Here is a 23927-nt window from a genome sequence, read left to right as displayed (position 1 = left end):
GGGCTCCTCGGAAGGGCGGCGGGAGATACCACAGGCCGGGCTCGGCTCCGAGCGCGGGTGGGAGGCGTCAGCTTCCGCCGAGCAGCGTCGGAAGGGCCTCGCGGTGCGAGAAGTCAGGGAAGGCGGCGTGTGCGCCGGCCTGGAGAAGGGCCTCGGCGGTGAAGGTCCCGGTGCCCACGCCGATGCACTCGGCGCCGATGCCGATGGCCGCGTCGACGTCCTTGGGCGTATCTCCGATGACGACCACCCGGCACTGCTCGCGCGGGACACCGAGTGTCGCCGCGCCCGCCTCGGCACCTCGACGGATCAGCTCCACGCGGTTCTCGTGGTCGCAGCCAAAGCCGCCGAAGGCGAACTGATCATGGATGGCCACGCGCTCCAGCTTCAGGCGAGCGCCGTCGCGGACGTTGCCCGTGCCGAGTCCCACGGCGAATCCGGGGCGGCTTCGCGCCTCGAGTACGGCCTCTCGCATACCGGGGAACACACGGTAGCGAGGGGTCTCCACCTTCTGGATTTCATCCGCGAGATGCGCGAGGTAGGCGGCGATGCCGGCATCGATGGCGGCCTCGGTATCCTCGACGCCGATGATGCGCAGGGCGGTGCGGACGATGGCTCGGTCCGTCATGCCGGACATGTGGAAGGAGTCGCAGGCATCGCGGCGACCATGAAGCTGCTCGAAGGCTCGGTCCATGGCACGGCGTCCCGCTCCACCGGTGGTGACGAGGGTGCCATCGATATCGAACAGGAGGACCGTGGGGCGCATGGCCCCCATCTAACGGAAGCCTCGGGCCGACGCGAGTCCGGAAGTCACGTCACGGCCGCTCAGGGCTCCGCGAGGCTGAGTCCTCGCTGGAGGGCTTCGCGCACGAGAGGGCGTTCCTCGATGGGGAGGCGCTCCTCGAGAGCCTGACGGGCCTGCTGCCCACCCAGCCGCCCGAGCGCCAGGGCCACGGCCTCCCGAACGGGGTCCTCACGGTCCATGAGTCGAGCCGCGAGGGGGCGAATGGCTTCGGTCCCCAGGCAGCGTGCCAGGGCACCCGCGGCGCTGGCGCGCACGTCCGCGGGAGCTCTCGGGTCCTCCAGCACCTCCTGGATGGAAGGGGCGCCCTGAGGCGGGTCGATGAGGGCGAGCGATGCCATGGCACGAGCGCGTCGAGTCGAGGGAACCGACGGGTCCACCACGAGCGAGCGAAGGACTGGCACGGCCTGGGGCCCAAGCTGACGCCACTGCTCCTCTCGAAGAGGTCCCTGCGAGGGGTCGAGCAACATCAGCACCTGCTCCCGCAAATCAGCTGACGGGACCGGAGTTGGGGCGGGTGCGGTGGGCACGGTCGGGGAGGCTTCTCCCGAGGCGCGTGAGTACGCGAGTGCGGTGCCCCCTGAGCTCGCGAGCAGCCCCGCTCCGAGCAGGAGGTGCCACCACCGTCGTCCGCGAGAGGGGAGGAGCGCGATGGTGCGAGAAGGTGGCGGCGAGGTCGGTGTTGGCATAGGGGCGCCTCGAGCAGGGGAACATCCCCGGTTATATGCCGGTTGCCCGCTCGGACTCGAACCCCGTTATGGTGCTGCGTTGATGGCTGGACGCGTCTTCTTCTTTCTGCAGCACGCCACGTATGAGCCGGCGTTCCAGGCGAGTTCCATGGGCATCACCGCCGTGGCCATGGGTGACGAGGTCTACTTCGTCTTCGCCTTCGACGCGCTCCGGTCCTGGGTGGGCGGAACCTTCGGTCAGCCCGAGGGTGAGAGGGAGCGAGAGGAGCACGCCCGAGGCGAGACCCTGGGCGTCCCGACTCCCCTCAAGATGATGGAGGAGGCGAGGGCCTTGGGCGCGAAGTTGATCGCCTGCGACACGACGGTGCGCCTGTGTGGCTTCGATCCCGAGGCGCTCCAAGGCCCCCTGGACGAGGTGATGGGGCTTGCCTCCCTGTGGCGGCTGACGCAGGGGGCGCGCACGCTGACACTCTAGATGAGCCGCGGAGAAGAGGGATCAGGCAGGCGCCAATGTCGTCCACGCCACACCAGGTGTGTGCCTGTCGAGGGGAAACCATCGGTTCCTGCTGTAACCTCGCAGTATCAGTTGAACCGGATGCAGCCGTCCATTTGAGGCTGTAGCCTCCGAGGGGAGTCACGCGATACTCTTCACCCAAGCCGTCCCCTGAAGAGCCCGGCCGCGCGGAGCTCCGCGTCCCCCCATGAGAAGCAGAAGGAATTCATTACCTATGCGCGCCAAGTTGCCCCTCCTGAGCGCTCTCGTCCTCGGCGCCCTCTCGGGTGTCGTCGTCGCGGGTTGTCAGTCCTACGACTTCGAGCCGGTGGAGCCGCTCGCCATCGCACAGACGACGGTCGAGGAGACCATCTCCGCCCTGGCGAGCAAGCCCAACATCATGATGCTGGTGGACATCTCCGGCTCGATGACGCTCCCGGTGGACACGTCGCGGCCGTCCTGCCAGGTGCGGGACGAGGACGGCTTGACGGTGCTGTGTGGCAATGAGAACGCGTGCCCCACGGCCACGTGCCCCACTCGGTGGACGGAGCTGCAGGCCGCCGTGCCTCGGTTCCTCGCGAACAGCGGTCCCTACGTGCGCTTCGCGCTCACGACCTATCCCGAGGCCTCGACGGGCTCGAGCATCGAGGCCTGCACCGGCCCCACCGCGACGTCGGTCCGCAAGGACCTGCCGGTCGTCGAGGACGATGCGTCGCTGCTGGCCCACGCCAACTCCATCAACGATTTGATCCAGGGCATTCCGAACCACGGCACCGGGCAGCCGGTGGGCGGAACTCCGACGAGCGGAAGCCTGAACTTCATCGGGTCCATGGCCGGCTTGCAGGACAAGGACCGCAAGAACTTCGTCATCCTGCTGACGGACGGTCTGCCCAACTGCAACCCGGAGAATGAGTACTCCGGCCGAGATCAACCGGAACTGTGCAAGTGCACCATTGCTGGCAATCTCTGCGGTTCGCAGATCTCCACCGCCTTCGAGAAGCGTGGCTGCCTCGACACCAACGCCTCCGTGAAGGCCGTGCAGGCGCTGAAGGCCCAGGAGATTACGACCATCGTCATCGGCTTTGGCGCCGAGACGGCTTCGGGTGATGGTCCGGCGGTGCTCCAGGCGATGGCGTCGGCGGGCGGTTTCGCCCGTTCCTGCACCACTGATCCGACGGCCTGTGGCGCGAACGACACGTGCATCGCGGCGACGGGCCTGTGTGGCCGGGCCTTCTATCAGGCAGGCAACCAGGTGGAATTGGCAGATGCGCTGGAGCGGATCAGCAAGGAGGTCTTGAACCTGGAGCCTTGCCTGATTCCCCTGAATGGTCCTGAGCGTCCTTCGGACCCGAAGCTCATCGTTGTCTACATCGAGGGTGAGCGCACCCTGGCGGGTGACGGAACTTGGACGCTGACGTCGGACGGCGTTCTCTTCAACGGCGCGGCGTGCGAGCGCATCAAGAACTCCCGACCGGAAGCGCCCATCAAAGTCGAGGTTCGCGCAATCCGTCAGCGCTAGGCAGGCGGCCGGGGGCGGCTTTACCCGGGACGGTGCGGGGATTATAGGTCCCCTCGCCTCCGGCCCGGTTGCCGTCCCCTGCCCATGAAAGTCACCCTCCTCTCGCGGTCCGCTTCCATTCCCTCCACTCGGCGTCTTGTCGAGGCGGGCCGCGCGCGGGGGCACAAGATGCGCGTGCTCAACCCGCTCCGGGTGCAGATGCACCTGGACGGGGGCAGCGCCACGCTCTACTACGACCGCAAGAAGCTCTCGCCCACGGACGTGGTCCTTCCGCGCATCGCCCAATCCATCAACACGTACGGGCTCGCGGTGGTGAATCAGTTCGCACTGGGCGGAGTGCCGCTCGTCAATCACGCCCAGGCCATCGCGCAGTCGCGCAGCAAGATGCGCTCACTGCAGTTGCTGTCCGCGCATGGCATCGACATTCCCGCCACGGTGATGGCGCGGGACGCAGCCCACTTGAAGGAGATGGTGGGGCTGGTGGGTGGGGTGCCCGTGCTCGTGAAGCTGCTCCAGGGGCAGGAGAATCACGGGGTGATGGTGTGCGAGAGCCTCCAGTCGCTGGAGGCCGCGCTCGAGGCGGTGCTTGGCCTCGGCCACAACCTGGTGATGCAGGAGTACGTGAAGAGCACGAGCCAGGACGTGCGTGTGCTCGTCGTGGGTGGCAAGGCGGTGGCCGCGGTGCGCCGCCGCGCGCGTCCGGGTCGGTTCGCTCACACGCTCATCAAGGGAGCTCGACTGGAAGCGATGGAGCTGTCGCCTGGGCAGCGTGCCACGGCGGAGAAGGCCACCCGGCTGGTGGGGCTGGAGGTGGCTGCGGTGGACCTGCTGGACGTCCAGGGCCAATCGAAGGTCTTCGAGGTGAACAGCTCGCCCGCCTTGCCTGAGATGGAGGCTGTCACGGGCATGGACCTGGCGACGCCCATCATCATCCGCGCCGAGGAACTGGTCGCGGGCGCGGACCCCGTGTCCGTGCCAGACCTCCTGCCACCTCGAAGTCTTCCCACGCCGGGGCTGCCAACATCTCCAGCACCGCGCAGGAAGCGCACGAGTCGTACGCCCACGAGCGGAGCAGGGGGCACGTGAAGAGAATGCCGGCGCCCCACGTCGCAGGCATGATAGGCAGCACCCGTTTTCAGGAGATCCGCCATGTCGCACATCCGAAGCTTCACCTCCGTTGCCGCGTTGCTGGTGGCCTGTGTCTGGACGGCCCCGGCGTCCGCCGACGAAGTGGACCCCGCCAGCCTCTATGACGTGTCCACGGACGGCTCCTCCAGCCAGGTCAAGACGGGGGAGAAGGGCGTCTTCGTGGTCTCGGTCAAGACGAAGCCCGGCGCCCATGTCTCCGAGGAAGCCCCGCTGAAGCTCGAGGTGAAGGGCACGCAGGTCTCCGTCGCGAAGGAGAAGCTGGGACGAGAGGACTCGGTCGCGAAGAAGGCCGCGGGCCAGGAGTTCGCGGACCCCCGCTTCGAGATTCCCTTCTCCGCCACGGCCGCGGGCAAGGGCTCGGTGGACGCGAAGCTCGTCTTCTTCATCTGCACGGAGAAGATCTGCGCGCGCCAGCAGAAGACCCTCTCCGTTCCCGTCGAGGTCCTCTAGTTCCCATGCGTGAGCGTCCCCCCAAGGGTGGTCGAGGCGAGCGTGAGGGCGGGGACTCCCCGGCGCGTCACGTCTATGGCGTCAATCCGGTCCTCGAGGCCCTGAGGGCCCGACCGGACGAAGTGGAGCGGCTGTTCATCGTGGAGGGGCAGCTGGCCGCCAAGGCCGCGGGTGAGCTGCTCAGCCGCGCCCGGGACGCGGGTGTCCGGGTGGAGAAGGTTTCGCGCGAGCGCCTTGCCGCCATGGCCGACGGCGGGGTCCACCAGGGCGTGGTGCTCGAGCTTCGAGGCTTCACGTACTCGGCTCTGGAGGACATCATCGACGCGGCCAAGGCCAGCAAGCGGCCTCCCCTCGTCGTGGTGCTCGACGGTATCCAGGACCCGCACAACCTGGGCGCCATCATCCGCTCGGCCCACGCGCTGGGAGCGCATGGGGTCGTCATCGCCAAGGACCGCGCCGTACAGGTGACGGGCACGGTGGCCAAGGCGTCAGCAGGCGCGGTGGAGCACTGCCTCATCGCCCGGGTCGTGAACATCTCCCGCGCCCTGGAGGAGCTGAAGGAAGCAGGGCTCTGGGTGGCCGCGGCGGACGTGGACGCGACCGAGCCCATGTGGAGCGCCCGACTGGACGGGCCCCTGGCCCTGGTGGTGGGGGCCGAGGGGGCAGGGGTGAGGGAGGGAGTGCTCAAGCACTGCGACCATCGCCTGCGGATTCCGATGGCGGGTCAGGTCGGTTCACTCAATGCGTCCGTTTCTGCCGGCATTCTGCTATACGAGGTCGCCCGGCAGCGGGGGAGCGCCTCCCGTTAGTCGGCCATCATCTGGGATCAATCCCCTTGACTTGGATGATGGGGACTTCTAAAAGGGCGCGCCTCGCACATCGGAGCCGGGTTGTTGACGGGTTCGGTGGAGGTGGGGTAGGGCGGTGGGCAGGAGCCGGATGAGTGCCGGTGTAGCTCAGTCGGTAGAGCAACTGATTTGTAATCAGTAGGTCGCGGGTTCAAGTCCCGCCGCCGGCCAAGCAGGACGGGGGCCGCGGATGAGGGCCCGAGACGAGCAGTATGGGGTGCAGTACGCAGTCTGAAGTAAAAGTGCGGAGGGATACCCAAGCGGCCAAAGGGAGCAGACTGTAAATCTGCCGGCTCTACGCCTTCGATGGTTCGAATCCATCTCCCTCCACTCGGCAACGCGGGAATAGCTCAGTTGGTAGAGCGTCAGCCTTCCAAGCTGAATGTCGTGGGTTCGAATCCCATTTCCCGCTCCAAACGTTGTAGTTCATAGCATCGCCAAGCCCTGATAGCTCAGTTGGCAGAGCGCATCCTTGGTAAGGATGAGGTCACCAGTTCAATCCTGGTTCAGGGCTCCATTTTTTAGAGGAGTGTCATGGCCAAGGAGAAGTTCGAGCGTAACAAGCCCCACGTGAACATCGGCACGATCGGACACGTGGACCACGGCAAGACGTCGCTGACGGCGGCCATCACGAAGGTGCTGGCCAAGACCGGCGGCGCCACGTTCCTGGCGTACGACCAGATCGACAAGGCGCCGGAAGAGCGTGAGCGCGGCATCACCATCTCCACGGCGCACGTGGAGTACCAGACGAAGAACCGGCACTACGCGCACGTGGATTGCCCGGGTCACGCCGACTACGTGAAGAACATGATCACGGGCGCGGCGCAGATGGACGGCGCCATCCTGGTGGTCTCGGCCGCGGACGGCCCGATGCCCCAGACGCGTGAGCACATCCTGCTGGCGCGCCAGGTCGGTGTCCCGTATATCGTGGTCTTCCTGAACAAGGTCGACCTGCTGGACGACCCCGAGCTGCGCGAGCTCGTGGAGATGGAAGTTCGCGACCTGCTGAAGAAGTACGACTTCCCGGGCGACTCGATTCCCATCGTCCCTGGCTCCGCCATGAAGGCGCTCGAGGGTGACACGAGCGACGTCGGCGAGGGCGCCATCCTGAAGCTGATGGAGGCGGTGGACAGCTACATCCCGACGCCGCAGCGCGCGACGGACAAGCCCTTCCTGATGCCGGTGGAAGACGTGTTCTCCATCGCCGGCCGTGGAACGGTGGCGACGGGTCGCGTCGAGCGCGGCATCATCAAGGTCGGCGAGGAAGTTGAAGTCGTCGGTCTGCGCGACACGCAGAAGACCGTCGTCACGGGCGTTGAGATGTTCCGCAAGCTGCTGGACGAGGGCCGGGCGGGAGACAACATCGGCGCGCTGGTGCGTGGTCTGAAGCGCGAGGACATGGAGCGCGGGCAGGTGCTGGCCAAGCCGGGCAGCATCAAGCCGCACACCAAGTTCAAGGCGCAGATCTACGTGCTGTCGAAGGAAGAGGGTGGTCGCCACACCCCGTTCTTCAAGGGATACCGTCCCCAGTTCTACTTCCGCACGACGGACGTGACGGGAACGGTGAAGCTGCCTGAGAACGTGGAAATGGTGATGCCGGGCGACAACATCGCAATCGAGGTGGAGCTCATCACCCCGGTGGCGATGGACAAGGAGCTGCGCTTCGCTGTTCGCGAGGGTGGCCGCACGGTGGGCGCCGGCGTCGTGGCCGAGGTCATCGAGTAATACGCCTGGGAGGCCGTAGGGTCTCCTGGCTCCACTTTCCGGATTTAGAGGGGAGGGCACCTTCTGGTAGCCTTCCCCTCTCGTGTCTGATGAGGTAGGTCATGCCGAAGGGCAATCGTTCCATTATTTCGCTCGAGTGCACGGTGTGCAAGGAGCGGAACTACACGACCACGAAGAACAAGCGGAAGAGCCAGGACAAGCTCGAATTGAGCAAGTTCTGCTCGAAGTGCCGCAAGCATACGGACCACAAGGAAGGTAAGGTCTAGGTCGGTAGTTCCTGAGAGTTTCTAGGCCAGTAGCTCCAACGGTAGAGCAGCGGTCTCCAAATCCGCGTGTTGGGGGTTCGAATCCCTCCTGGCCTGCCAAGTCTCAGTGGGAGCGGGGCCCCCGGTACCTGGAGGTACCGGGGGTTCCTGTGTTTCCGCAGTTCGTAAAATTTCGCATTCGCAGTACCTCGTGAGGCACCATGGCGACGGCATCAGAGGCCAGCCAGCAGGCTAACCGCTCGGCGATGGATCCGAAGCGGCTCGTGGTCATCTTCTACCTCCTCGCCGGCATCATCCTGGCGCTGTTCCTGGAGCGCCTCTTTGGGGCGTTGTGGGCCAGCTTCGGATGGCCCGACTCGGTTCTCATCGAGGGGTTGGATTGGAAGGTGTCCACCCTCGTGGGCTACCTGGTGGCCGTGGGGCTTGCGCTGGTCGGATTCTTCCATCCAAAGACGCACACGCTCTCCATGGAGGTCGCGTCCGAGTTGATGAAGGTCTCCTGGCCTACCTGGCCGGAGACCCGGACGTCGACCATGGCCGTGGTCGTCGCCTCGCTTGTCGCCGCGGTGCTGCTCTTCTGCATCGACACCGTCGCGTACAACTTGATGGTGGAGTGGCTGCCGGCCCTGTGGGGGAAGCTGTAATGGCCATGAAATGGTACGTGGTCCACACCTACTCGAACTTCGAGAACCAGGCGAAGAAGAGCCTGGAGGAGAAGGTTCGGCTCGAGGGGTTGCAGGACCAGTTCGGTGAAATCCTCATCCCCATGGAGCAGGTCGTGGAGATGGTGAAGGGCGAGAAGAAGACGTCTCGCCGCAAGTTCTTCCCGGGCTACATCTTCGTGCAGATGGAGCTGAACGACCGGACGCTCCACCTGGTGAAGAACACGCCGAAGATCACCGGCTTCCCCGGGACGGTGCAGAACCAGAACCCCCTGCCCATCTCGGACCAGGAGGTCGCGCGGCTCACGTCGCAGATCTCCGAGGGCACGCTCAAGCCCAAGCCCAAGGTGCAGTTCGACGATGGTGACACGGTGCGCGTCATTGACGGGCCCTTCGCCAACTTCAACGGCACGGTGGAAGAGGTCAACGCGGAGAAGGGTCGCGTGAAGGTGCTCGTGAGCATCTTCGGTCGCGCCACTCCCGTGGAGCTGGACTTCATGCAGGTGGAGAAGACCACCGGCTAGTTTTTCGCGGGCGGCTCGGGTAGAGCGCGCCTCGCACACCTTCCGCGCCCTTCGGGGCGCGGTTCCATGGGTGGGAGGGCCTCCCCGTCTGGAGGCCCGTCAGGACCACCCCCTCGAAAGGCAGTAGTCAGCCGATGAAGAAGGTCACAGGTCAGGTCAAGCTGCAGATTCCCGCCGGCAAGGCGAACCCCGCTCCGCCGATCGGCCCCGCGCTCGGTCAGCAGGGCGTGAACATCATGGAGTTCTGCAAGCAGTTCAACGCGAAGACGCAGGCGGAGGCCAAGGAGGGACTGATCATCCCGGTGATCATCACCGTCTATCAGGACCGCTCCTTCACCTTCATCCTCAAGACGCCTCCGGCGGCCGTCCTCATCAAGAAGGCGGCGGGCCTGCACACCGACAAGAAGAAGGGTTCGGGCGCGAAGAAGCCTGGCAAGGAGAAGGTGGGGCAGATCACCCGGAAGCAGCTCGAGGAGATCGCCACGAAGAAGATTCAGGACACCACCGCCGCGTCGCTTGAGGCCTGCATGAACACCATTGCTGGCACCGCGCGCTCCATGGGCATCGAAGTCGTCGGCTAAGCCGCCGCCCCACTCACGGACGAGGATTTCTGTCATGGCTCAGAATGGGAAGAAGTTCCGCGCGGCCGCCACGCTGGTGGATCGCGAGAAGCGCTACAGCATCGCCGAGGGCTTTCAGCTCCTGAAGAAGACGGTGGATGCGCGGGCGTCGAAGTACGACCAGACGGTCGATGTCGCCATCAACCTGGGTGTGGACCCCAAGCACGCGGACCAGATGGTCCGTGGCGCCGTGGTTCTGCCCAACGGCACGGGTGCCACCGTGCGCGTGGCCGTGTTCGCGAAGGGCGAGCGCGCCACCGAGGCTGGCAACGCGGGTGCGGACATCGTCGGCGCGGAGGATCTCCAGAAGCGCATCGAGGAGGGTTTCCTCGACTTCGACACCGTCATCGCGACGCCCGACATGATGGGTATCGTCGGTCGCCTCGGTAAGGTGCTCGGTCCCCGTGGCCTCATGCCGAACCCGAAGGTCGGCACGGTGACCATGGACGTGGCCAAGGCCATCCGCGACGCGAAGGGCGGTAAGGTCGACTTCCGCGCGGAGAAGGCCGGCATCGTCCACGCGAAGATGGGCAAGGCCTCCTTCGCGGTGGACAAGCTCGAGGGCAACTTCAACGCGCTGGTGGACCTGGTGATGAAGCTCAAGCCGGCCACCGCCAAGGGCGTGTACCTGAAGGGCATCGCCATCTCGACGACGATGGGCCCGGGCATCAAGATCGATACCCAGGAGATTCTGGCCCGCCACCGCTAGGCGGACAGCAGGCAGGGCGGCGCTCCCATCCCCGCACAGGGGGTGTCAGAGGCGCCGCTCGCCTGACGTCTCAGGTTCGAAAGTTCTGGATCTTTGCTGAAGCCGGGGGTATAGGCCCCCGGCTTTTGCAATTGGAGCGCCACGTCGTGAGACGGGTGTTCCGACCTGGTTCATGACAGCAGGGACCCGGTCAGAGGAGAAGTGCCCCGTTGGGAACCGGACAACCGGTCGGGGCATGGCTTCCCCTGTCGGGTTCAAACGGCCGAAAGGCCAGCCCTGCCGAGACTGGAGGTGCGTTGTGGTGTCTCTCGGAGACTCCTCTCGCTCTGCCACTTTGGCCCAGGCATCACGCCCGTCGGAAGACGGGCCAGTAAGGAGGTGAGTCAAAGTGCTGAAGAGCGAGAAGGAGGAGATGATCAAGGAACTCCACGAGAAGTTCTCGCGGACCAAGTCGGCCGTCGTTGCCGAGTTCTCCAAGGTGGATGTGGAGACGGTGACGAAGCTGCGCCGGAAGTTCCGTGAGGGCAACGTCGAGTACAAGGTCATCAAGAACACGCTGGCGCGTCGTGCGGCGCAGGGCACGGACGTGGCTGTCATCGCTGATGACTTCACGGGTCCCGTGGCGCTGTGCATCAGCTACGGCGATGTGGTGGCCCCGGCGAAGATCCTGACCGAGTTCACGAAGGACCTCGAGGACAAGATCAAGATCCGCAGCGCCGTGGTCGACGGCCGCAAGGTCGACGCCGCCGGTGTCAAGCAGCTGGCGAAGCTGCCGGGTCTCAACGAACTCCGAGCGCAGTTGCTCGGGATGATCACCCAGCCGGCTACCAAGCTGGTTCGGACGATTGCCGCCCCGGGTACGCAGCTCGCGCGGGTCATTCAGGCCCACGCGGACAAGTCGCAGGGGTAGTTTTCCTCATCTGTCCGAGAAGTTTTTCTACACCCACCTTTTCGGCCGTTCCTCCCTTTGGGAGTAAGGCCGTTAGTCAATCCAAGAAGGACACAGTTCCATGGCTGACCTGAACGCAATCGTTGATTCGCTTTCCTCCCTGACCATCATCGAGGCCGCCAACCTGGTGAAGGCCCTCGAGGAGAAGTGGGGCGTCTCCGCCGCGGCCGCCGCCGTCGTTGCTGGCCCTGCCGCCGCCACCGCCGCTCCTGTTGAGGAGAAGACGGAGTTCACGGTGGTGCTGGCGAACGCCGGCGCCAACAAGATCAACGTCATCAAGGAGATCCGCGCCATCACCGGCCTGGGCCTGAAGGAGGCCAAGGACCTGGTCGAGGGCGCGCCCAAGACGGTCAAGGAAGGCGTCAACAAGGACGACGCCAAGAAGATCAAGGACCAGCTCGTTGCCGCTGGCGCCACCGTCGACGTCAAGTAAGTCGAACAGGAGCTGCTTGGTTTCCGGGAATTCCCAAGCAGCTTCCTGACCGAATGAGCAGGCCGGCGCTCCCAGTGAGGGGGGCTGCCGGCTTTGCCCATTTGACAGTTGCAAATTTCCCGGCGCCGCCGCGCGTTATTGATGTTTGCCCCGCCCGAGCAGCCGTCCCCGGAGCCAGAATGCCGACGCAGATCCAGAACAATTTCCGCGTGCGGAAGACCTTCGCCAAGATCGCGAAGATCATCGACATTCCCAATCTTATCAACATCCAGAAGCAGTCCTACGAGAAGTTCCTCCAGGCCGATATCGCCCCGGAGAAGCGTGAGGACGTCGGACTTCAGGGTGTCTTCAACTCGGTATTCCCGATTCGGGACTTCAACGAGACGTCGTCCCTGGAGTTTGTCAGCTACCACCTGGAGAAGCCGAAGTACGACGTCGACGAGTGCCACCAGCGCGGGATGACCTATTCCGCCCCCATCAAGGTCGTGGTCCGCCTGGTGGTGTGGGACAAGGATGAGGAGACTGGCGCCCAGTCCATCCGTGACGTGAAGGAGCAGGAGGTCTACTTCGGGGAAATCCCGCTGATGACCCAGAACGGCACCTTCATCATCAACGGAACCGAGCGCGTGGTGGTCAGCCAGCTGCACCGCAGCCCGGGTGCCTTCTTCGACCACGACAAGGGCAAGAGCCACTCGTCTGGCAAGCTGCTCTACAACGCCCGCATCATCCCCTACCGCGGTTCGTGGATCGACTTCGAGTTCGACCACAAGGACCTGCTGTACGTGCGCATCGACCGCCGGCGCAAGCTGCCCGCGACGGTGCTCATCCGCGCCCTGGGCGCCGTCAGCGACACCGCGAAGAAGAACCCGCTGGAGTTCAAGGGCTCCACCGAGGAGATCCTCAACTACTACTACGCCACGGAGACCATCTACCTCCAGAGCGCGACGGACTTCGAGAAGAGCGTCGAGCTGGAGCTGCTCCCGGGCCAGCGAGCCACCCGCGACATCAAGACGAAGACGGGCGAGCTCATCGTCAAGAAGAACCGCAAGTTCACCCGCGCCGCCATCAAGAAGCTCGAAGCGGCGAAGATGAAGACGCTCCCCATCGACGCGGATGAGCTCTTCACGAAGGTGTCCGCCTACGACGTGGTGGACGAGAACACCGGTGAGGTCATCCTCGAGTGCAACGAGGAAGTCTCGCAGGACAAGGTCGACGAGCTCCTGAAGCGCAACATCAAGGAGTTCAAGGTCCTCTTCATCGACAACCTCAACGTGGGTCCGTACCTGCGTGAGACGTTGATGCTGGACAAGCTCGAGACGCCCGAGCAGTCCATCATGGAGATCTACCGCCGCCTGCGTCCTGGCGATCCCCCGACGCCGGAGACGGCGATCAACCTGTTCACCAACCTGTTCTTCAACCCCGAGCGCTACGACCTGTCCAAGGTCGGTCGCCTCAAGTTGAACTTCAAGTTCGGCCTCGAGGAGCCTCTCGACGGGCAGATCCTCACCAAGCGGGACATCCTCGAGGTGATCCGCTACCTGATCGATCTGAAGAACGGCAAGGGCACCATCGACGACATCGACCACCTCGGCAACCGCCGGGTGCGCGCGGTGGGTGAGCTGCTGGAGAACCAGTACCGCATCGGTCTGGTTCGCATGGAGCGGGCGATCAAGGAGCGCATGAGCCTCCAGGAGATCGAGACGCTCATGCCGCACGATCTCATCAACGCCAAGCCCGTCACGGCGGTCATCAAGGAGTTCTTCGGGTCCAGCCAGCTGTCGCAGTTCATGGACCAGACGAACCCCCTGTCCGAGGTGACGCACAAGCGTCGTCTGTCCGCGCTCGGGCCCGGCGGTCTCACCCGCGAGCGCGCCGGCTTCGAGGTGCGCGACGTGCACCCGACGCACTACGGCCGCATCTGCCCCATCGAGACGCCGGAAGGTCCGAACATCGGCCTCATCGCGTCGCTGTCGACCTATGCGCGCGTCAACGAGTTCGGCTTCGTCGAGACCCCGTACCGGAAGGTCGAAGCGGGCATCGTGACGACGGACGTGGCCTTCTACTCGGCGCTTGAGGAGGAGAAGCACACCATCGGTCAGGCGAACGCCGAGACGGACAAGAAGGGCAAGTTCGTCAACGCGCTCGTGTCCAGCCGCCGCGGCGGTGAGTTCGTCCAGGCTCGCGCCGAGGACGTGGACCTGATGGACGTGTCTCCGAACCAGCTGGTGTCGGTGGCCGCGTCGCTCATCCCGTTCCTGGAGAACGACGACGCCAACCGCGCCCTCATGGGCTCCAACATGCAGCGCCAGGCGGTGCCCCTGCTGCGCACCAGCGCTCCGCTGGTGGGTACGGGCATCGAGGCCATCGTCGCGCGCGACTCCGGCGTGACGTGCGTGGCCAAGCGCGACGGCACGGTGGAGAGCGTGGACGCCGGCCGCATCGTGGTGAAGGCGGACGTGCCCGCTTCGCTCAGCGACGTCTCGAGCGAGGTCGACATCTACAACCTGCTCAAGTACCAGCGCTCCAACCAGAACACCTGCCTCAACCAGAAGCCCATCATCAGCAAGGGCGACAAGGTCCGGAAGGGTGACGTCATCGCCGACGGCCCGGCCACCGAGACGGGTGAGCTGGCGCTGGGCCAGAACGTGGTCGTCGCGTTCATGCCGTGGCAGGGCTACAACTTCGAGGACTCCATCCTCATCAGCGAGCGCATCCAGAAGGATGACGTCTTCACGTCGATCCACATCGAAGAGTTCGAGTGCATCGCGCGAGACACCAAGCTGGGCAAGGAAGAGATCACCCGCGACATCCCGAACGTGGGTGAGGAAGCCCTCAAGGACCTCGACGAGAGCGGCATCATCCGCATCGGCGCCGAGGTGAAGCCCGGCGACGTGCTGGTGGGCAAGATCACCCCGAAGGGCGAGACGCAGCTGTCTCCCGAAGAGAAGCTGCTGCGAGCCATCTTCGGCGAGAAGGCCGGCGACGTTCGTGACAGCTCCCTGCGCGTGCCTCCGGGCGTGGTGGGCACCGTCATCAACGCCAAGGTGTTCAGCCGCAAGGGCGTGGAGAAGGACGAACGCGCCAAGCAGATCGAGTCCATGGAGGAGGCGAAGCTCCTCAAGGACCAGAACGACGAGATCAAGGTCCTCCAGGACAGCGCCATCGGCCGCATCCGCGCGCTGGTGCGTGGCAAGGAGGTCCAGGGCAAGCTCGTGGACGACAAGGGGAAGATCCTCCTGAAGAAGGGGGACATCCTCGACGACGCGCTGCTGGCCACCGTGCCCTACAAGTACTGGGGCGAGATCTCCGTCGGCGACCCGCTCGACTCTCGCGTGCGCGACATCCTCCGCAACCTGGAGGAGACGAAGGAGGCCGTGAAGCTGGCCTTCGGCGAGAAGATCGCCCGTATCAAGAAGGGCGACGAGCTGCCTCCTGGCGTCATCAAGATGGTGAAGGTGTACGTCGCCATCAAGCGCAAGCTGGCCGTGGGCGACAAGATGGCCGGCCGCCACGGAAACAAGGGCGTCGTGTCCCGCATCCTCCCCGAGGAGGACATGCCGTACCTGGAGGATGGCCGTCCGGTGGACATCGTCCTCAACCCGCTCGGCGTTCCCAGCCGCATGAACATCGGGCAGATCCTCGAGACGCACCTGGGCTGGGCCGCCAAGGGCACTGGCGAGGCGCTGCAGCGCTACGTGGAGGACAACTGGAGCGCTGACGCCATCAAGGTCCGCCTCAAGGCCATCTACGGTGAGGAGACCGCGTTCGGCGAGTTCCTCGACAAGCTGGACGAGGAGGAGATCAAGCAGCTCTGCCGTCGCTCCAAGCGGGGTATCCACGTGGCCACGCCGGTGTTCGACGGCGCGCACGAGCTGGAGATCCACCAGCTGCTGGACGAGGGGAAGCTGCCCCGCACGGGCCAGATGGTGCTCTTCGACGGGCGCACGGGTGAGCCGTTCGACCAGAACGTCACCGTCGGCGTCATGTACATGCTGAAGCTGCACCACCTGGTGGACGAGAAGATCCACGCCCGGTCCATTGGTCCCTACTCGCTCGTCACCCAGCAGCCGCTGGGCGGCAAGGCGCAGTTCGGCGGTCAGCGACTGGGAGAGATGGAAGTCTGGGCGATGGAGGCCTACGGCGCGGCGTACACGCTGCAGGAATTCCTCACCGTCAAGTCGGACGACGTGGTGGGCCGCACGCGCATGTACGAGGCCATCGTCAAGGGCGACAACGTCCTGGAGAGCGGCCTGCCCGAGTCGTTCAACGTGCTCCTCAAGGAGCTCCAGTCACTCGCGCTCGACGTCGAGCTGCTGGAGAGCGCACCCCCGGAGCGGCAGCGCAGCTTCGGCGGTGACTTCCTGGGTGGTGGTGGTGACGGCGAAGACCGGAAGACCGGTACCGACGCCTGAGAGAGCCGGAGCGCCCGCCTGACCGGCCGCCCGCCACCCTGAAAAGGGTGGGCGCGGCCGGGTCCGGGGCGGGGGCCCGAATCAGCTGGCGTTCCCCACGGGGGACGCCTCACGAGATTTCGGAGGCAACGTGAAGGACATTTTCAACTTCTTCGAGAAGCCGAAGGACCCGCTGTCGTTCAACGCCATCCGCATCGCGCTGGCGTCGCCCGACAAGATCCGCCAGTGGTCCCATGGCGAGGTGAAGAAGCCGGAGACCATCAACTACCGCACGTTCAAGCCGGAGCGTGACGGCCTGTTCTGCGCCCGCATCTTCGGGCCGGTGAAGGACTACGAGTGCAACTGCGGCAAGTACAAGCGCATGAAGCACCGCGGCGTGGTGTGTGAGAAGTGTGGCGTGGAGGTCATCCAGTCGAAGGTCCGCCGCGAGCGCCTGGGTCACATCACCCTGGCCACGCCGGTGGCCCACATCTGGTTCCTCAAGTCCCTGCCGAGCCGCATCGGCAACCTGCTCGACATCACGCTCAAGGAGCTGGAGAAGGTCCTCTACTGCGAGAGCTACATCGTCCTCGACCCCAAGTCGACGCCGCTGACCAAGGGCGAGCTCATCAGCGAAGAGAAGATGCACCGGCTTTACCAGGAGCACGGTGAGGACTCCTTCACCACGGGCATGGGCGGCGAGGCCGTCCGCGAGATGCTCAAGGCGCTGGACGTGGAGCGGCTGTCCGAGGACCTGCGCAAGGACATGCGCGAGACCACCAGCGAGGCGAAGCGGAAGAAGTACGCCAAGCGCCTGAAGGTGGCCGAGGCGTTCCGCGTCTCCGGCAACAAGCCCGAGTGGATGATGCTGGACGTGATTCCGGTGATTCCGCCGGACCTGCGCCCGCTCGTTCCCCTCGACGGTGGCCGCTTCGCGACCTCCGACCTGAACGACCTCTACCGTCGCGTCATCAACCGCAACAACCGACTCAAGCGCCTCCAGGAGCTCAACGCCCCTGACATCATCATCCGCAACGAGAAGCGGATGCTGCAGGAGGCGGTGGACGCGCTGTTCGACAACGGTCGCCGCGGCAAGACCATCACCGGCCCGAACAAGCGGCCGCTCAAGTCGCTGTCCGACATGCTCAAGGGCAAGCAGGGCCGGTTCCGTCAGAACCTGCTCGGCAAGCGCGTGGACTACTCGGGCCGCTCCGTCATCGTCGTCGGTCCCGAGCTGCGCCTGCACCAGTGCGGCCTGCCGAAGATCATGGCGCTCGAGCTGTTCAAGCCGTTCATCTACAACAAGCTCGAAGAGAAGGGTTACGTCACCACCATCAAGTCGGCGAAGAAGATGGTGGAGAAGGAGCGTCCCGAGGTCTGGGACATCCTCGAGGACGTCATCCGCGAGCACCCGGTGCTCCTCAACCGCGCCCCCACGCTGCACCGCCTGGGCATGCAGGCCTTCGAGCCCGTGCTCATCGAAGGCAAGGCCATCCAGCTGCACCCGCTCGTCTGCGCGGCGTTCAACGCCGACTTCGACGGTGACCAGATGGCCGTGCACGTGCCGCTCTCCATCGAAGCTCAGATGGAAGCCCGCGTGCTGATGATGTCGACGAACAACATCCTCAGCCCCGCGAACGGCAAGCCCATCATCGTCCCGACGCAGGACATGGTGCTCGGCATCTACTACATGACCCGCGCCCGCGAGTTCGCCAACGGCGAGGGTCGTGTGTTCAGCTCGCCCGACGAGGTGCGCGCCGCGCACGACCACGGCGAGGTGCACCTGCAGGCGAAGGTCGTCTGCCGCATCGATGGCGTCCGCAAGGAGACCACCGTCGGCCGCGTCCTCCTGTGGGAAGTGGTGCCGCGCCGCGTGGGCTTCGACGCCATCAACAAGGTGCTCGACAAGAAGTCGCTCGGCGGCCTCATCGACCTCTGCTATCGCCTCACTGGCGAGAAGGAGACGGTGCTGCTCGCGGACCGCATTCGCAGCCTCGGCTACTACAACGCGACCCGCGCCGGCATCTCCATCGCGCTCAAGGACATGATCATCCCTGCGAAGAAGCAGGAGTTCCTGGACTACGCGCGCAAGGAAGTGGCGGAGATCGAGAACCAGTACCTCGAGGGCCTCATCACCGACGGTGAGCGCTACAACAAGGTCATCGATATCTGGGCCGAGGTCACCGAGAAGGTCGCCCAGGAGATGATGCAGCAGATCTCCCAGGAGGAGACCTCCGGGGACAAGGACGGCAAGCGCGAGTCGCGCAAGCAGCCCTCGTTCAACCCCATCTACATCATGGCCGACTCTGGCGCGCGTGGTAGCGCCCAGCAGATTCGCCAGCTGGCCGGTATGCGCGGCCTGATGGCGAAGCCCTCCGGCGAAATCATCGAGACGCCCATCACCGCGAACTTCCGCGAGGGCCTCTCCGTGCTGCAGTACTTCATCTCCACGCACGGCGCTCGTAAGGGTCTGGCGGACACGGCGCTCAAGACGGCCAACTCCGGTTACCTCACCCGCCGCCTCGTCGACGTGGCGCAGGACGCCATCATCAACGAGTACGACTGCGGCACCATGGACGGTCTGTTCATCGGCGCCCTGGTCGAAGGCGGAGAGATCATCGAGCCCCTCGGCGAGCGCATCCTGGGCCGCGTGGCCCTCGATGACATCCTCGACCCCGTCACGGGCGAGGTGCTGGTGCGCGCCAACGAGGAGATCGACGAGGAGCGCGTCCGCCGCATCGAGAACAGCGGTCTGGACAAGGTGAAGATCCGCTCGGTGCTCACGTGCCAGGCCAAGCGCGGCATCTGCGTGGAGTGCTACGGACGTGATCTGGCCCGCGGCCGGAAGGTGTCCGTGGGCGAGGCCGTCGGCGTCATCGCGGCGCAGTCCATCGGTGAGCCGGGTACGCAGCTGACGATGCGCACCTTCCACATCGGTGGCGCGGCGACTCGGCGCGCGGAGCAGTCCAGCCTGGAGAACCGCTACGCCGGTAAGGTGAAGTTCGCGGGTCTCACCACGGTGCAGAAGGTGGATGGCACCCTGGTCGCGATGAACCGCAACGGCGAGCTCGTCGTGGTCGACGACTCCGGCCGTGAGCGCGAGCGCTACCAGATCATCTACGGCGCCCGCATCCTCATCAAGGAAGGGCAGCGCATCGAGCCGGGTACGCTCGTGGCCGAGTGGGATCCGTTCGCGATTCCGCTGCTCACCGAGGTCGGCGGCACCGTCCGGTACGAGGACATCATCGAAGGTGTGACGATGTCCGAGACGCTCGACGAGGTCACCGGCCTGTCCCGGAAGACCATCATCGAGTCCAAGGATCCGGAAGCGCGTCCGCGCGTCTCCATCCGCGACGCCCAGGGCAACACGAAGGACCTGCCCTCGTCCCGCAACCCGGCGAGCTACTTCCTGCCGCAGGGCTCCATCATCACCGTCAACGACGGCGATGAGATCCACCCGGGCGAAGTGCTCGCCAAGGTGCCCCGCGAGACGACGAAGACCAAGGACATCACGGGCGGTCTGCCCCGCGTGGCCGAACTCTTCGAGGCGCGCAAGCCGAAGGACGCCGCGGCCATCGCCGAGATCGACGGCGTGGTGTCGTTCGGCAAGGACACCAAGGGCAAGCGCAAGCTCATCATCACCCCCGAGGTGAATGGCGAGCAGCGCACGGACCTGGCCAAGGAGTATTTGATCTCCAAGGGCAAGAACATCAGCGTCCACTCCGGCGACCGCGTGAAGGCCGGCGAGGCGATGATGGACGGCGCGGCCAATCCGCACGACATCCTCAAGGTGCTCGGCGAGAAGGAACTCGCTCGCTACCTGGTGGACGAAGTGCAGGAGGTCTACCGACTCCAGGGCGTGAAGATCAACGACAAGCACATCGAGACGATCGTCCGGCAGATGCTCCGCCGCGTGCGCGTCACCGACGTGGGCGACACCAACTTCCTCGTCGACGAGCAGGTCGAGAAGTGGGTGTTCGAGGAGGAGAACGAGAAGATCATGGCCGAGGGCAAGCGCCCGGCCGTGGGTGAGCCGCTGCTGCTCGGCATCACCAAGGCTTCGCTCTCCACCGAGTCGTTCATCTCGGCGTCTTCCTTCCAGGAGACCACCAAGGTGCTCACCGAGGCCGCCATCAACGGCAAGGTGGACTACCTGCGCGGCCTCAAGGAGAACGTCATCATGGGCCGGCTCATCCCCGCCGGCACGGGCCTGCCGAACTACAAGCACCTCGACATCGAGGTGGAGAGCCCGACCGACGAGGTCAACGAGATGGAGGCCGCTCTGGCGGGCGCCCATGGCGACGGAGGCCCCCTGGCCCAGCCGTCCCAGCGCTCGGAAGGCACCCAGACGACCGGCGCCGCCTAGCGCCCACCGGCCGCCCCCCGGGCGTGCCGACCTGCTTCCCTCCGCCGCCCCGGTGTTCGCACCGGGGCGGCGGTTTCATTTTCTGCCCCCAGTAAATCCGGACTTCCCGGACGTTGGTCTTGACGGTGATGGCGCGCTGCGTTAAGTTTTGCGCGAAGACTTTTGACACGCCGGGTGAGCCCCCGGCGACGCCAGGACTGAAAAGGGGAAGACGACATGGCCACGACGAAGCAGGCGGCGACGAAGAACGAGACGACCACGACCGAGGCGAGCGCCGAGGCGGTGAAGAGCGGTCTTTCGAACGTGGAAGTATTCCTGAAGGCCCAGCTCGCTCATGCGCAAAAGCGCATCGAGGAGCTGGAGGGCGAGGCCGGCAAGGTGGTGAAGGCGCTGGACGCCCGCCGCGTGGAGGCCACCAAGGAGGCGCAGTCGCTGTGGACGAAGTTCCAGGCGGGTGAGCTGCTGACGGACCCTCGCGTGAAGGAGCTGGGAACGAAGGTGAACGCGGCCGGCACGGAGCTGCGCAAGCGTCTGGATGGGCTGCAGGCCAGGGTGGTGGAGACGGTGGGCGTGGCCAGCCAGTCCCAGCTTCAGGAAATCAACAAGGAGTTGTCCAAGCTGTCGCGCAAGGTGGACGCGCTGCTCAAGCCCATCCGCCGCAACGGCGCCGCGAAGGGTTCCGAGACCACGCCGCGCGCCTGAGAGCGCCGCGTGGTTGACGGTTGGTGCCCCCTACCTACTCCACGAGTGGACACGGAGCAGGGCAGGGGGCTCGTTCTCGTTTCCTTCACCCCGGGGGTGTGATTACGTGGCAGGTCCGTTCGACTGTTCCAGGCTTGCTTGCCTGGTGCACCCCCTCCCGGAGAGACCCATTGGACAACAAGCCCGAGGCCCCCCGAGAGAAGAACCCTGTCGCGGAAACTTTTGAGCGCATCTGGAGTCAGGCGCTCCTGGCCGTGAACACTGCCGAAGAGGAAGCCTCCCGGGCCGTACAGCGGGTGGCGGCCGTGGCGGGCTGGAGCCAGGACGAGGTGAAGCGTCAGGCCCAGGCGTTCTCGGACCGGCTGGCGGGTCACCGCAAGGACCTGGAGCACAACGTGGAAGACAAGGTCCGTACCGCGCTGACCCGGATGAAGCTGCCCCGCCGCGAGGAACTTCAGGCGTTTGGTTCCCGATTGGACCGCCTGGCCGAGCGCATCCAGGCCCTGGAGCAACGTAAGTGAAGGCCCCCGCCCACACGGGCGGGAGGTCTTTCGGTACGCGGTTCTTCGAATCTCTCCACGCCCTGAGTTCCGGCTGCTCCCGACTCCCCTTGCTGGCAGGGGTGGCGCTCGTCATGTCCGCGCGGCTGGTGCCGCTGCTGGAAGAGCGTCCGGTGCAGCCCGTCGTCCCCGAGCGCGTGGGGGCCGAGAGTGCTTCTCCGGAAGCCTCCCTCATCGACGTCGTGCTGTCCCGCCGCGCGCCGGACCTGGGGCTCACCCTGCGGCGGCAGCTGGGACAGGCCATCGCGGAGGAGGCTCGGACGGCGGGGTATGATCCGCTGCTCGTGCTGGCCCTCATCGACGTGGAGTCCGACTTCGCCGAAGAGGCCGTCTCCGAGAAGGGCGCCCGCGGGCTGATGCAGATCAAGCCCAGCACGCTCCACTTCCTGGCGGAGAAGGAAGGGCTGCGCCTGTCCCGCGAAGAGGTGACGGCGGACACGGCCCTCTGTGTCCGGCTGGGCATCCGCTACCTGCGCTCACTCCAGGACCGCTTCGGTGGCGACCTGGAGCTGGCGCTGATGGCCTACAACGCCGGTCCCACCCGCATCCGCAACGCCATCAAGCAGGGCGAGTTGGAGCGCTTCCGGCGCTACCCGCGGGCGGTGCGACGCGACTTCCGCCGCTTCCGCGAGGGCCATGGCCTGGGTGGAGACTGGGCCCTGGCGCAGCGCGAGGTTCCCAGCGCCGAGCCGACGCCCTGACGCGTCAGTGAATCTCCAGGCCGCATGCCCGCTCCAAGCGGGTACATGTGCGCCTTGTCCCGTTCCCCAGGGTGCGCTAAGCGTTGCAAGTGCCCGGGACTGTTGGAGATTCCGAGGAGTGACTACATGAATCGCCCGTTTTCGAGCGCGGCACTCGCCGCCGCCCTGGTGGCGTTGTCCCCGCTGGGGGCCCTTGCGGGCTCCGTCTACCTCAACGGTGTGTTGATCGACGGCGTCACCAACCAGAAGTTCGAGAAGGCCACCGTCCGTATCGACGAGGCCGGCAACATCCACATCGACGCACCGGGCTACCGCGCGTCCACGTCGAGCGTGACGCTTCCTCCGACGGCTCCCGCGCAGGCCGCCGCGCCGCCCGCGACTCCCGGGACGACTCCCGCCGCCGCGCAACCCTCCACGCCGCAGGCCATGGCCGTGCCCGCCGCCGCGCAGGGGACGCCTCCCGCCGCCGCCACCCCCGCCGTGGCCACGACGCCGGGGCGCATCACCCAGCGCTACTGGCTGGTGACGGAGCAGACGGTGCCGGGGATGACGGAGTACGACATCGACGTGTACGTCAACTCGCGCTGGCTCCGGAAGCTGCGTGGCAATGAGGACCAGGTGGTCGTCGATGTCACCAAGCACCTGCAGCCGGGGAGCAACCAGGTGATGTTGATGGCGCGGAAGGTCAGCACGGGCTCGAGGCGCAGCGATTCGCCCAAGCACGTGTTCCGGGTCATCATCGGCGAGGGCAACGAGGGGGGTGGGAACGTGATGATCGACAACCCCCTCATCCGCTTCCAGACAACGGCGGCGGAGTCGAAGGACGTCACACAGGAATTCACCCTCACCACGCGCTGACGGGGGAGGGGCCACGGAGAGACACGTCGTGTTCAACCTGGATGAGCGCTACCGCGGCCTTCCCGCGACGCGCGAACAGATCCTCGCGCTGCACACCTCGCTCAACACGCCGCATGTGGCCATTCCCGGCAAGCAGGCCGGACCGTCACAGGCGTTCGTCGTGGGCCTCCGCGGAGGGCAGGGGGCAGCCGTCTTCGTCTACCTCTACCTCTCCGAGGCCGAGGACTGCGCGGTGTACCTGTCCGGCCGCCGCAACATGACGGCGGACGAGTACCGAGACGACGAGGGCGAGGCGCTCGCCTTCGTCGAGTCGCTCGGCTTCATGATGGATGACGCCAACTGGCGCGCGCAGCCGGCGGAGCAGCAGGACGAAATGCTCAAGGCGCTGCCGGTCTTCTTCAAGGACCCCAAGCTCGTGCCGGCGGTGAAGGCGCGCGCTGAGGAGAAGAAGAACGTCACCACCACCCTGGGCCGGTTCCTCGCGGCCTTCTGAATCCCGTCTCCCACTTCCTTC

At 65.6% G+C, this 23927-nt stretch carries 22 protein-coding genes and 5 tRNA genes; 25 read left to right on the top strand and 2 right to left on the bottom strand.

Annotated elements, in window-relative coordinates:
• Positions 1-67: 67 nt before the first annotated feature.
• On the bottom strand, positions 68-772 hold the full coding sequence (locus HUA75_RS17570; protein ID WP_174487081.1) for an HAD family hydrolase: 705 nt from the start codon (positions 770-772) through the stop codon (positions 68-70).
• 50 nt (positions 773-822) lie between these two features.
• Complete coding sequence (locus HUA75_RS46755) at positions 823-1140, bottom strand: HEAT repeat domain-containing protein (RefSeq protein ID WP_254614476.1); 318 nt, start codon at positions 1138-1140, stop codon at positions 823-825.
• A 430-nt stretch (positions 1141-1570) separates the two neighbouring features.
• On the opposite strand from HUA75_RS46755, the gene HUA75_RS17560 reads away from it, so the two are divergent.
• The 25 genes from HUA75_RS17560 to HUA75_RS17440 all read left to right on the top strand — a co-directional run bounded on the left by HUA75_RS17560 (position 1571) and on the right by HUA75_RS17440 (position 23906).
• Positions 1571-1963, top strand: a complete 393-nt coding sequence (locus HUA75_RS17560; RefSeq protein WP_174465643.1) for a hypothetical protein — start codon at positions 1571-1573, stop codon at positions 1961-1963.
• Between the two features lie 253 nt (positions 1964-2216).
• Positions 2217-3500, top strand: a complete 1284-nt coding sequence (gene cglB, locus HUA75_RS17555; protein ID WP_174462377.1) for an adventurous gliding motility lipoprotein CglB — start codon at positions 2217-2219, stop codon at positions 3498-3500.
• Positions 3501-3584: 84 nt separating this feature from the next.
• Positions 3585-4586, top strand: a complete 1002-nt coding sequence (locus HUA75_RS17550; protein ID WP_174465641.1) for a RimK family alpha-L-glutamate ligase — start codon at positions 3585-3587, stop codon at positions 4584-4586.
• Between the two features lie 63 nt (positions 4587-4649).
• Positions 4650-5099: a hypothetical protein gene (locus tag HUA75_RS17545; protein WP_141642656.1), complete on the top strand. Its 450-nt coding sequence runs from the start codon at positions 4650-4652 to the stop codon at positions 5097-5099.
• A 5-nt stretch (positions 5100-5104) separates the two neighbouring features.
• The gene (rlmB, locus tag HUA75_RS17540; RefSeq protein ID WP_141642655.1) at positions 5105-5908 is read left to right on the top strand and encodes a 23S rRNA (guanosine(2251)-2'-O)-methyltransferase RlmB; all 804 of its coding nucleotides are present in this window, start codon (positions 5105-5107) and stop codon (positions 5906-5908) included.
• Positions 5909-6044: 136 nt separating this feature from the next.
• A tRNA-Thr gene (locus tag HUA75_RS17535) sits at positions 6045-6117 on the top strand.
• 76 nt (positions 6118-6193) lie between these two features.
• Positions 6194-6277: transfer RNA gene (locus HUA75_RS17530), tRNA-Tyr, on the top strand.
• A 9-nt stretch (positions 6278-6286) separates the two neighbouring features.
• Positions 6287-6362, top strand: a tRNA-Gly gene (locus HUA75_RS17525).
• A gap of 26 nt (positions 6363-6388) precedes the next feature.
• Positions 6389-6464: transfer RNA gene (locus HUA75_RS17520), tRNA-Thr, on the top strand.
• 17 nt (positions 6465-6481) lie between these two features.
• Positions 6482-7672, top strand: a complete 1191-nt coding sequence (tuf, locus tag HUA75_RS17515; RefSeq protein WP_141642654.1) for an elongation factor Tu — start codon at positions 6482-6484, stop codon at positions 7670-7672.
• Positions 7673-7773: 101 nt separating this feature from the next.
• Positions 7774-7938, top strand: coding sequence for a 50S ribosomal protein L33 (gene rpmG / locus HUA75_RS17510; protein ID WP_046713307.1), 165 nt, complete (start codon positions 7774-7776; stop codon positions 7936-7938).
• Between the two features lie 23 nt (positions 7939-7961).
• Positions 7962-8037, top strand: a tRNA-Trp gene (locus HUA75_RS17505).
• Between the two features lie 101 nt (positions 8038-8138).
• Positions 8139-8582, top strand: a complete 444-nt coding sequence (gene secE, locus HUA75_RS17500) for a preprotein translocase subunit SecE (RefSeq protein WP_141642653.1) — start codon at positions 8139-8141, stop codon at positions 8580-8582.
• Complete coding sequence (gene nusG / locus HUA75_RS17495) at positions 8582-9124, top strand: transcription termination/antitermination protein NusG (RefSeq protein ID WP_011553122.1); 543 nt, start codon at positions 8582-8584, stop codon at positions 9122-9124. Before secE ends, nusG begins: the two co-directional genes overlap by 1 nt.
• 134 nt (positions 9125-9258) lie before the next feature.
• The gene (rplK, locus tag HUA75_RS17490; protein WP_141642652.1) at positions 9259-9705 is read left to right on the top strand and encodes a 50S ribosomal protein L11; all 447 of its coding nucleotides are present in this window, start codon (positions 9259-9261) and stop codon (positions 9703-9705) included.
• Positions 9706-9739: 34 nt separating this feature from the next.
• Complete coding sequence (gene rplA, locus HUA75_RS17485) at positions 9740-10453, top strand: 50S ribosomal protein L1 (RefSeq protein ID WP_141642651.1); 714 nt, start codon at positions 9740-9742, stop codon at positions 10451-10453.
• A 388-nt stretch (positions 10454-10841) separates the two neighbouring features.
• Positions 10842-11363, top strand: a complete 522-nt coding sequence (gene rplJ, locus HUA75_RS17480) for a 50S ribosomal protein L10 (RefSeq protein ID WP_141642650.1) — start codon at positions 10842-10844, stop codon at positions 11361-11363.
• Between the two features lie 100 nt (positions 11364-11463).
• Complete coding sequence (rplL, locus tag HUA75_RS17475; protein ID WP_174462379.1) at positions 11464-11835, top strand: 50S ribosomal protein L7/L12; 372 nt, start codon at positions 11464-11466, stop codon at positions 11833-11835.
• 179 nt (positions 11836-12014) lie between these two features.
• Positions 12015-16247, top strand: a complete 4233-nt coding sequence (gene rpoB, locus HUA75_RS17470) for a DNA-directed RNA polymerase subunit beta (RefSeq protein WP_141642648.1) — start codon at positions 12015-12017, stop codon at positions 16245-16247.
• 130 nt (positions 16248-16377) lie between these two features.
• Positions 16378-20592: a DNA-directed RNA polymerase subunit beta' gene (rpoC, locus tag HUA75_RS17465; protein ID WP_174487079.1), complete on the top strand. Its 4215-nt coding sequence runs from the start codon at positions 16378-16380 to the stop codon at positions 20590-20592.
• Between the two features lie 216 nt (positions 20593-20808).
• Positions 20809-21294 carry a hypothetical protein gene (locus HUA75_RS17460; protein ID WP_141642646.1) on the top strand — a complete coding sequence of 162 codons (486 nt, stop codon included), beginning with the start codon at positions 20809-20811 and terminating at the stop codon, positions 21292-21294.
• Positions 21295-21464: 170 nt separating this feature from the next.
• Complete coding sequence (locus HUA75_RS17455; RefSeq protein ID WP_141642645.1) at positions 21465-21815, top strand: phasin family protein; 351 nt, start codon at positions 21465-21467, stop codon at positions 21813-21815.
• Positions 21812-22555 carry a lytic transglycosylase domain-containing protein gene (locus HUA75_RS17450; RefSeq protein WP_141642644.1) on the top strand — a complete coding sequence of 248 codons (744 nt, stop codon included), beginning with the start codon at positions 21812-21814 and terminating at the stop codon, positions 22553-22555. Before HUA75_RS17455 ends, HUA75_RS17450 begins: the two co-directional genes overlap by 4 nt.
• 126 nt (positions 22556-22681) lie before the next feature.
• Complete coding sequence (locus tag HUA75_RS17445; protein ID WP_174487078.1) at positions 22682-23413, top strand: hypothetical protein; 732 nt, start codon at positions 22682-22684, stop codon at positions 23411-23413.
• A gap of 28 nt (positions 23414-23441) precedes the next feature.
• Positions 23442-23906 (top strand): social motility and stimulation tgl protein, encoded by a 465-nt coding sequence (locus HUA75_RS17440; protein ID WP_141642642.1) that lies wholly within the window; start codon positions 23442-23444, stop codon positions 23904-23906.
• The last annotated feature ends 21 nt before the right edge of the window (positions 23907-23927 follow it).

Source organism: Myxococcus sp. CA040A (assembly GCF_013336725.1).
GTDB lineage: Bacteria > Myxococcota > Myxococcia > Myxococcales > Myxococcaceae > Myxococcus > Myxococcus llanfairpwllgwyngyllgogerychwyrndrobwllllantysiliogogogochensis.
The sequence above is the reverse complement of the archived record's forward strand: the minus strand, read 5'-3'. Positions and strand labels throughout refer to the sequence as shown.

Excerpts from the sequence above, each read along its gene's own strand:
- HUA75_RS17570 (WP_174487081.1), bottom strand. The coding sequence starts at position 772 with ATGGGGGCCATGCGCCCCACGGTCCTCCTGTTCGATATCGATGGCACC.
- HUA75_RS46755 (WP_254614476.1), bottom strand. The coding sequence starts at position 1,140 with ATGGCATCGCTCGCCCTCATCGACCCGCCTCAGGGCGCCCCTTCCATC.
- HUA75_RS17560 (WP_174465643.1), top strand. The coding sequence starts at position 1,571 with ATGGCTGGACGCGTCTTCTTCTTTCTGCAGCACGCCACGTATGAGCCG.
- cglB (WP_174462377.1), top strand. The coding sequence starts at position 2,217 with ATGCGCGCCAAGTTGCCCCTCCTGAGCGCTCTCGTCCTCGGCGCCCTC.
- HUA75_RS17550 (WP_174465641.1), top strand. The coding sequence starts at position 3,585 with ATGAAAGTCACCCTCCTCTCGCGGTCCGCTTCCATTCCCTCCACTCGG.
- HUA75_RS17545 (WP_141642656.1), top strand. The coding sequence starts at position 4,650 with ATGTCGCACATCCGAAGCTTCACCTCCGTTGCCGCGTTGCTGGTGGCC.
- rlmB (WP_141642655.1), top strand. The coding sequence starts at position 5,105 with ATGCGTGAGCGTCCCCCCAAGGGTGGTCGAGGCGAGCGTGAGGGCGGG.
- tuf (WP_141642654.1), top strand. The coding sequence starts at position 6,482 with ATGGCCAAGGAGAAGTTCGAGCGTAACAAGCCCCACGTGAACATCGGC.
- rpmG (WP_046713307.1), top strand. The coding sequence starts at position 7,774 with ATGCCGAAGGGCAATCGTTCCATTATTTCGCTCGAGTGCACGGTGTGC.
- secE (WP_141642653.1), top strand. The coding sequence starts at position 8,139 with ATGGCGACGGCATCAGAGGCCAGCCAGCAGGCTAACCGCTCGGCGATG.
- nusG (WP_011553122.1), top strand. The coding sequence starts at position 8,582 with ATGGCCATGAAATGGTACGTGGTCCACACCTACTCGAACTTCGAGAAC.
- rplK (WP_141642652.1), top strand. The coding sequence starts at position 9,259 with ATGAAGAAGGTCACAGGTCAGGTCAAGCTGCAGATTCCCGCCGGCAAG.
- rplA (WP_141642651.1), top strand. The coding sequence starts at position 9,740 with ATGGCTCAGAATGGGAAGAAGTTCCGCGCGGCCGCCACGCTGGTGGAT.
- rplL (WP_174462379.1), top strand. The coding sequence starts at position 11,464 with ATGGCTGACCTGAACGCAATCGTTGATTCGCTTTCCTCCCTGACCATC.
- rpoB (WP_141642648.1), top strand. The coding sequence starts at position 12,015 with ATGCCGACGCAGATCCAGAACAATTTCCGCGTGCGGAAGACCTTCGCC.
- HUA75_RS17460 (WP_141642646.1), top strand. The coding sequence starts at position 20,809 with ATGGCCACGACGAAGCAGGCGGCGACGAAGAACGAGACGACCACGACC.
- HUA75_RS17445 (WP_174487078.1), top strand. The coding sequence starts at position 22,682 with ATGAATCGCCCGTTTTCGAGCGCGGCACTCGCCGCCGCCCTGGTGGCG.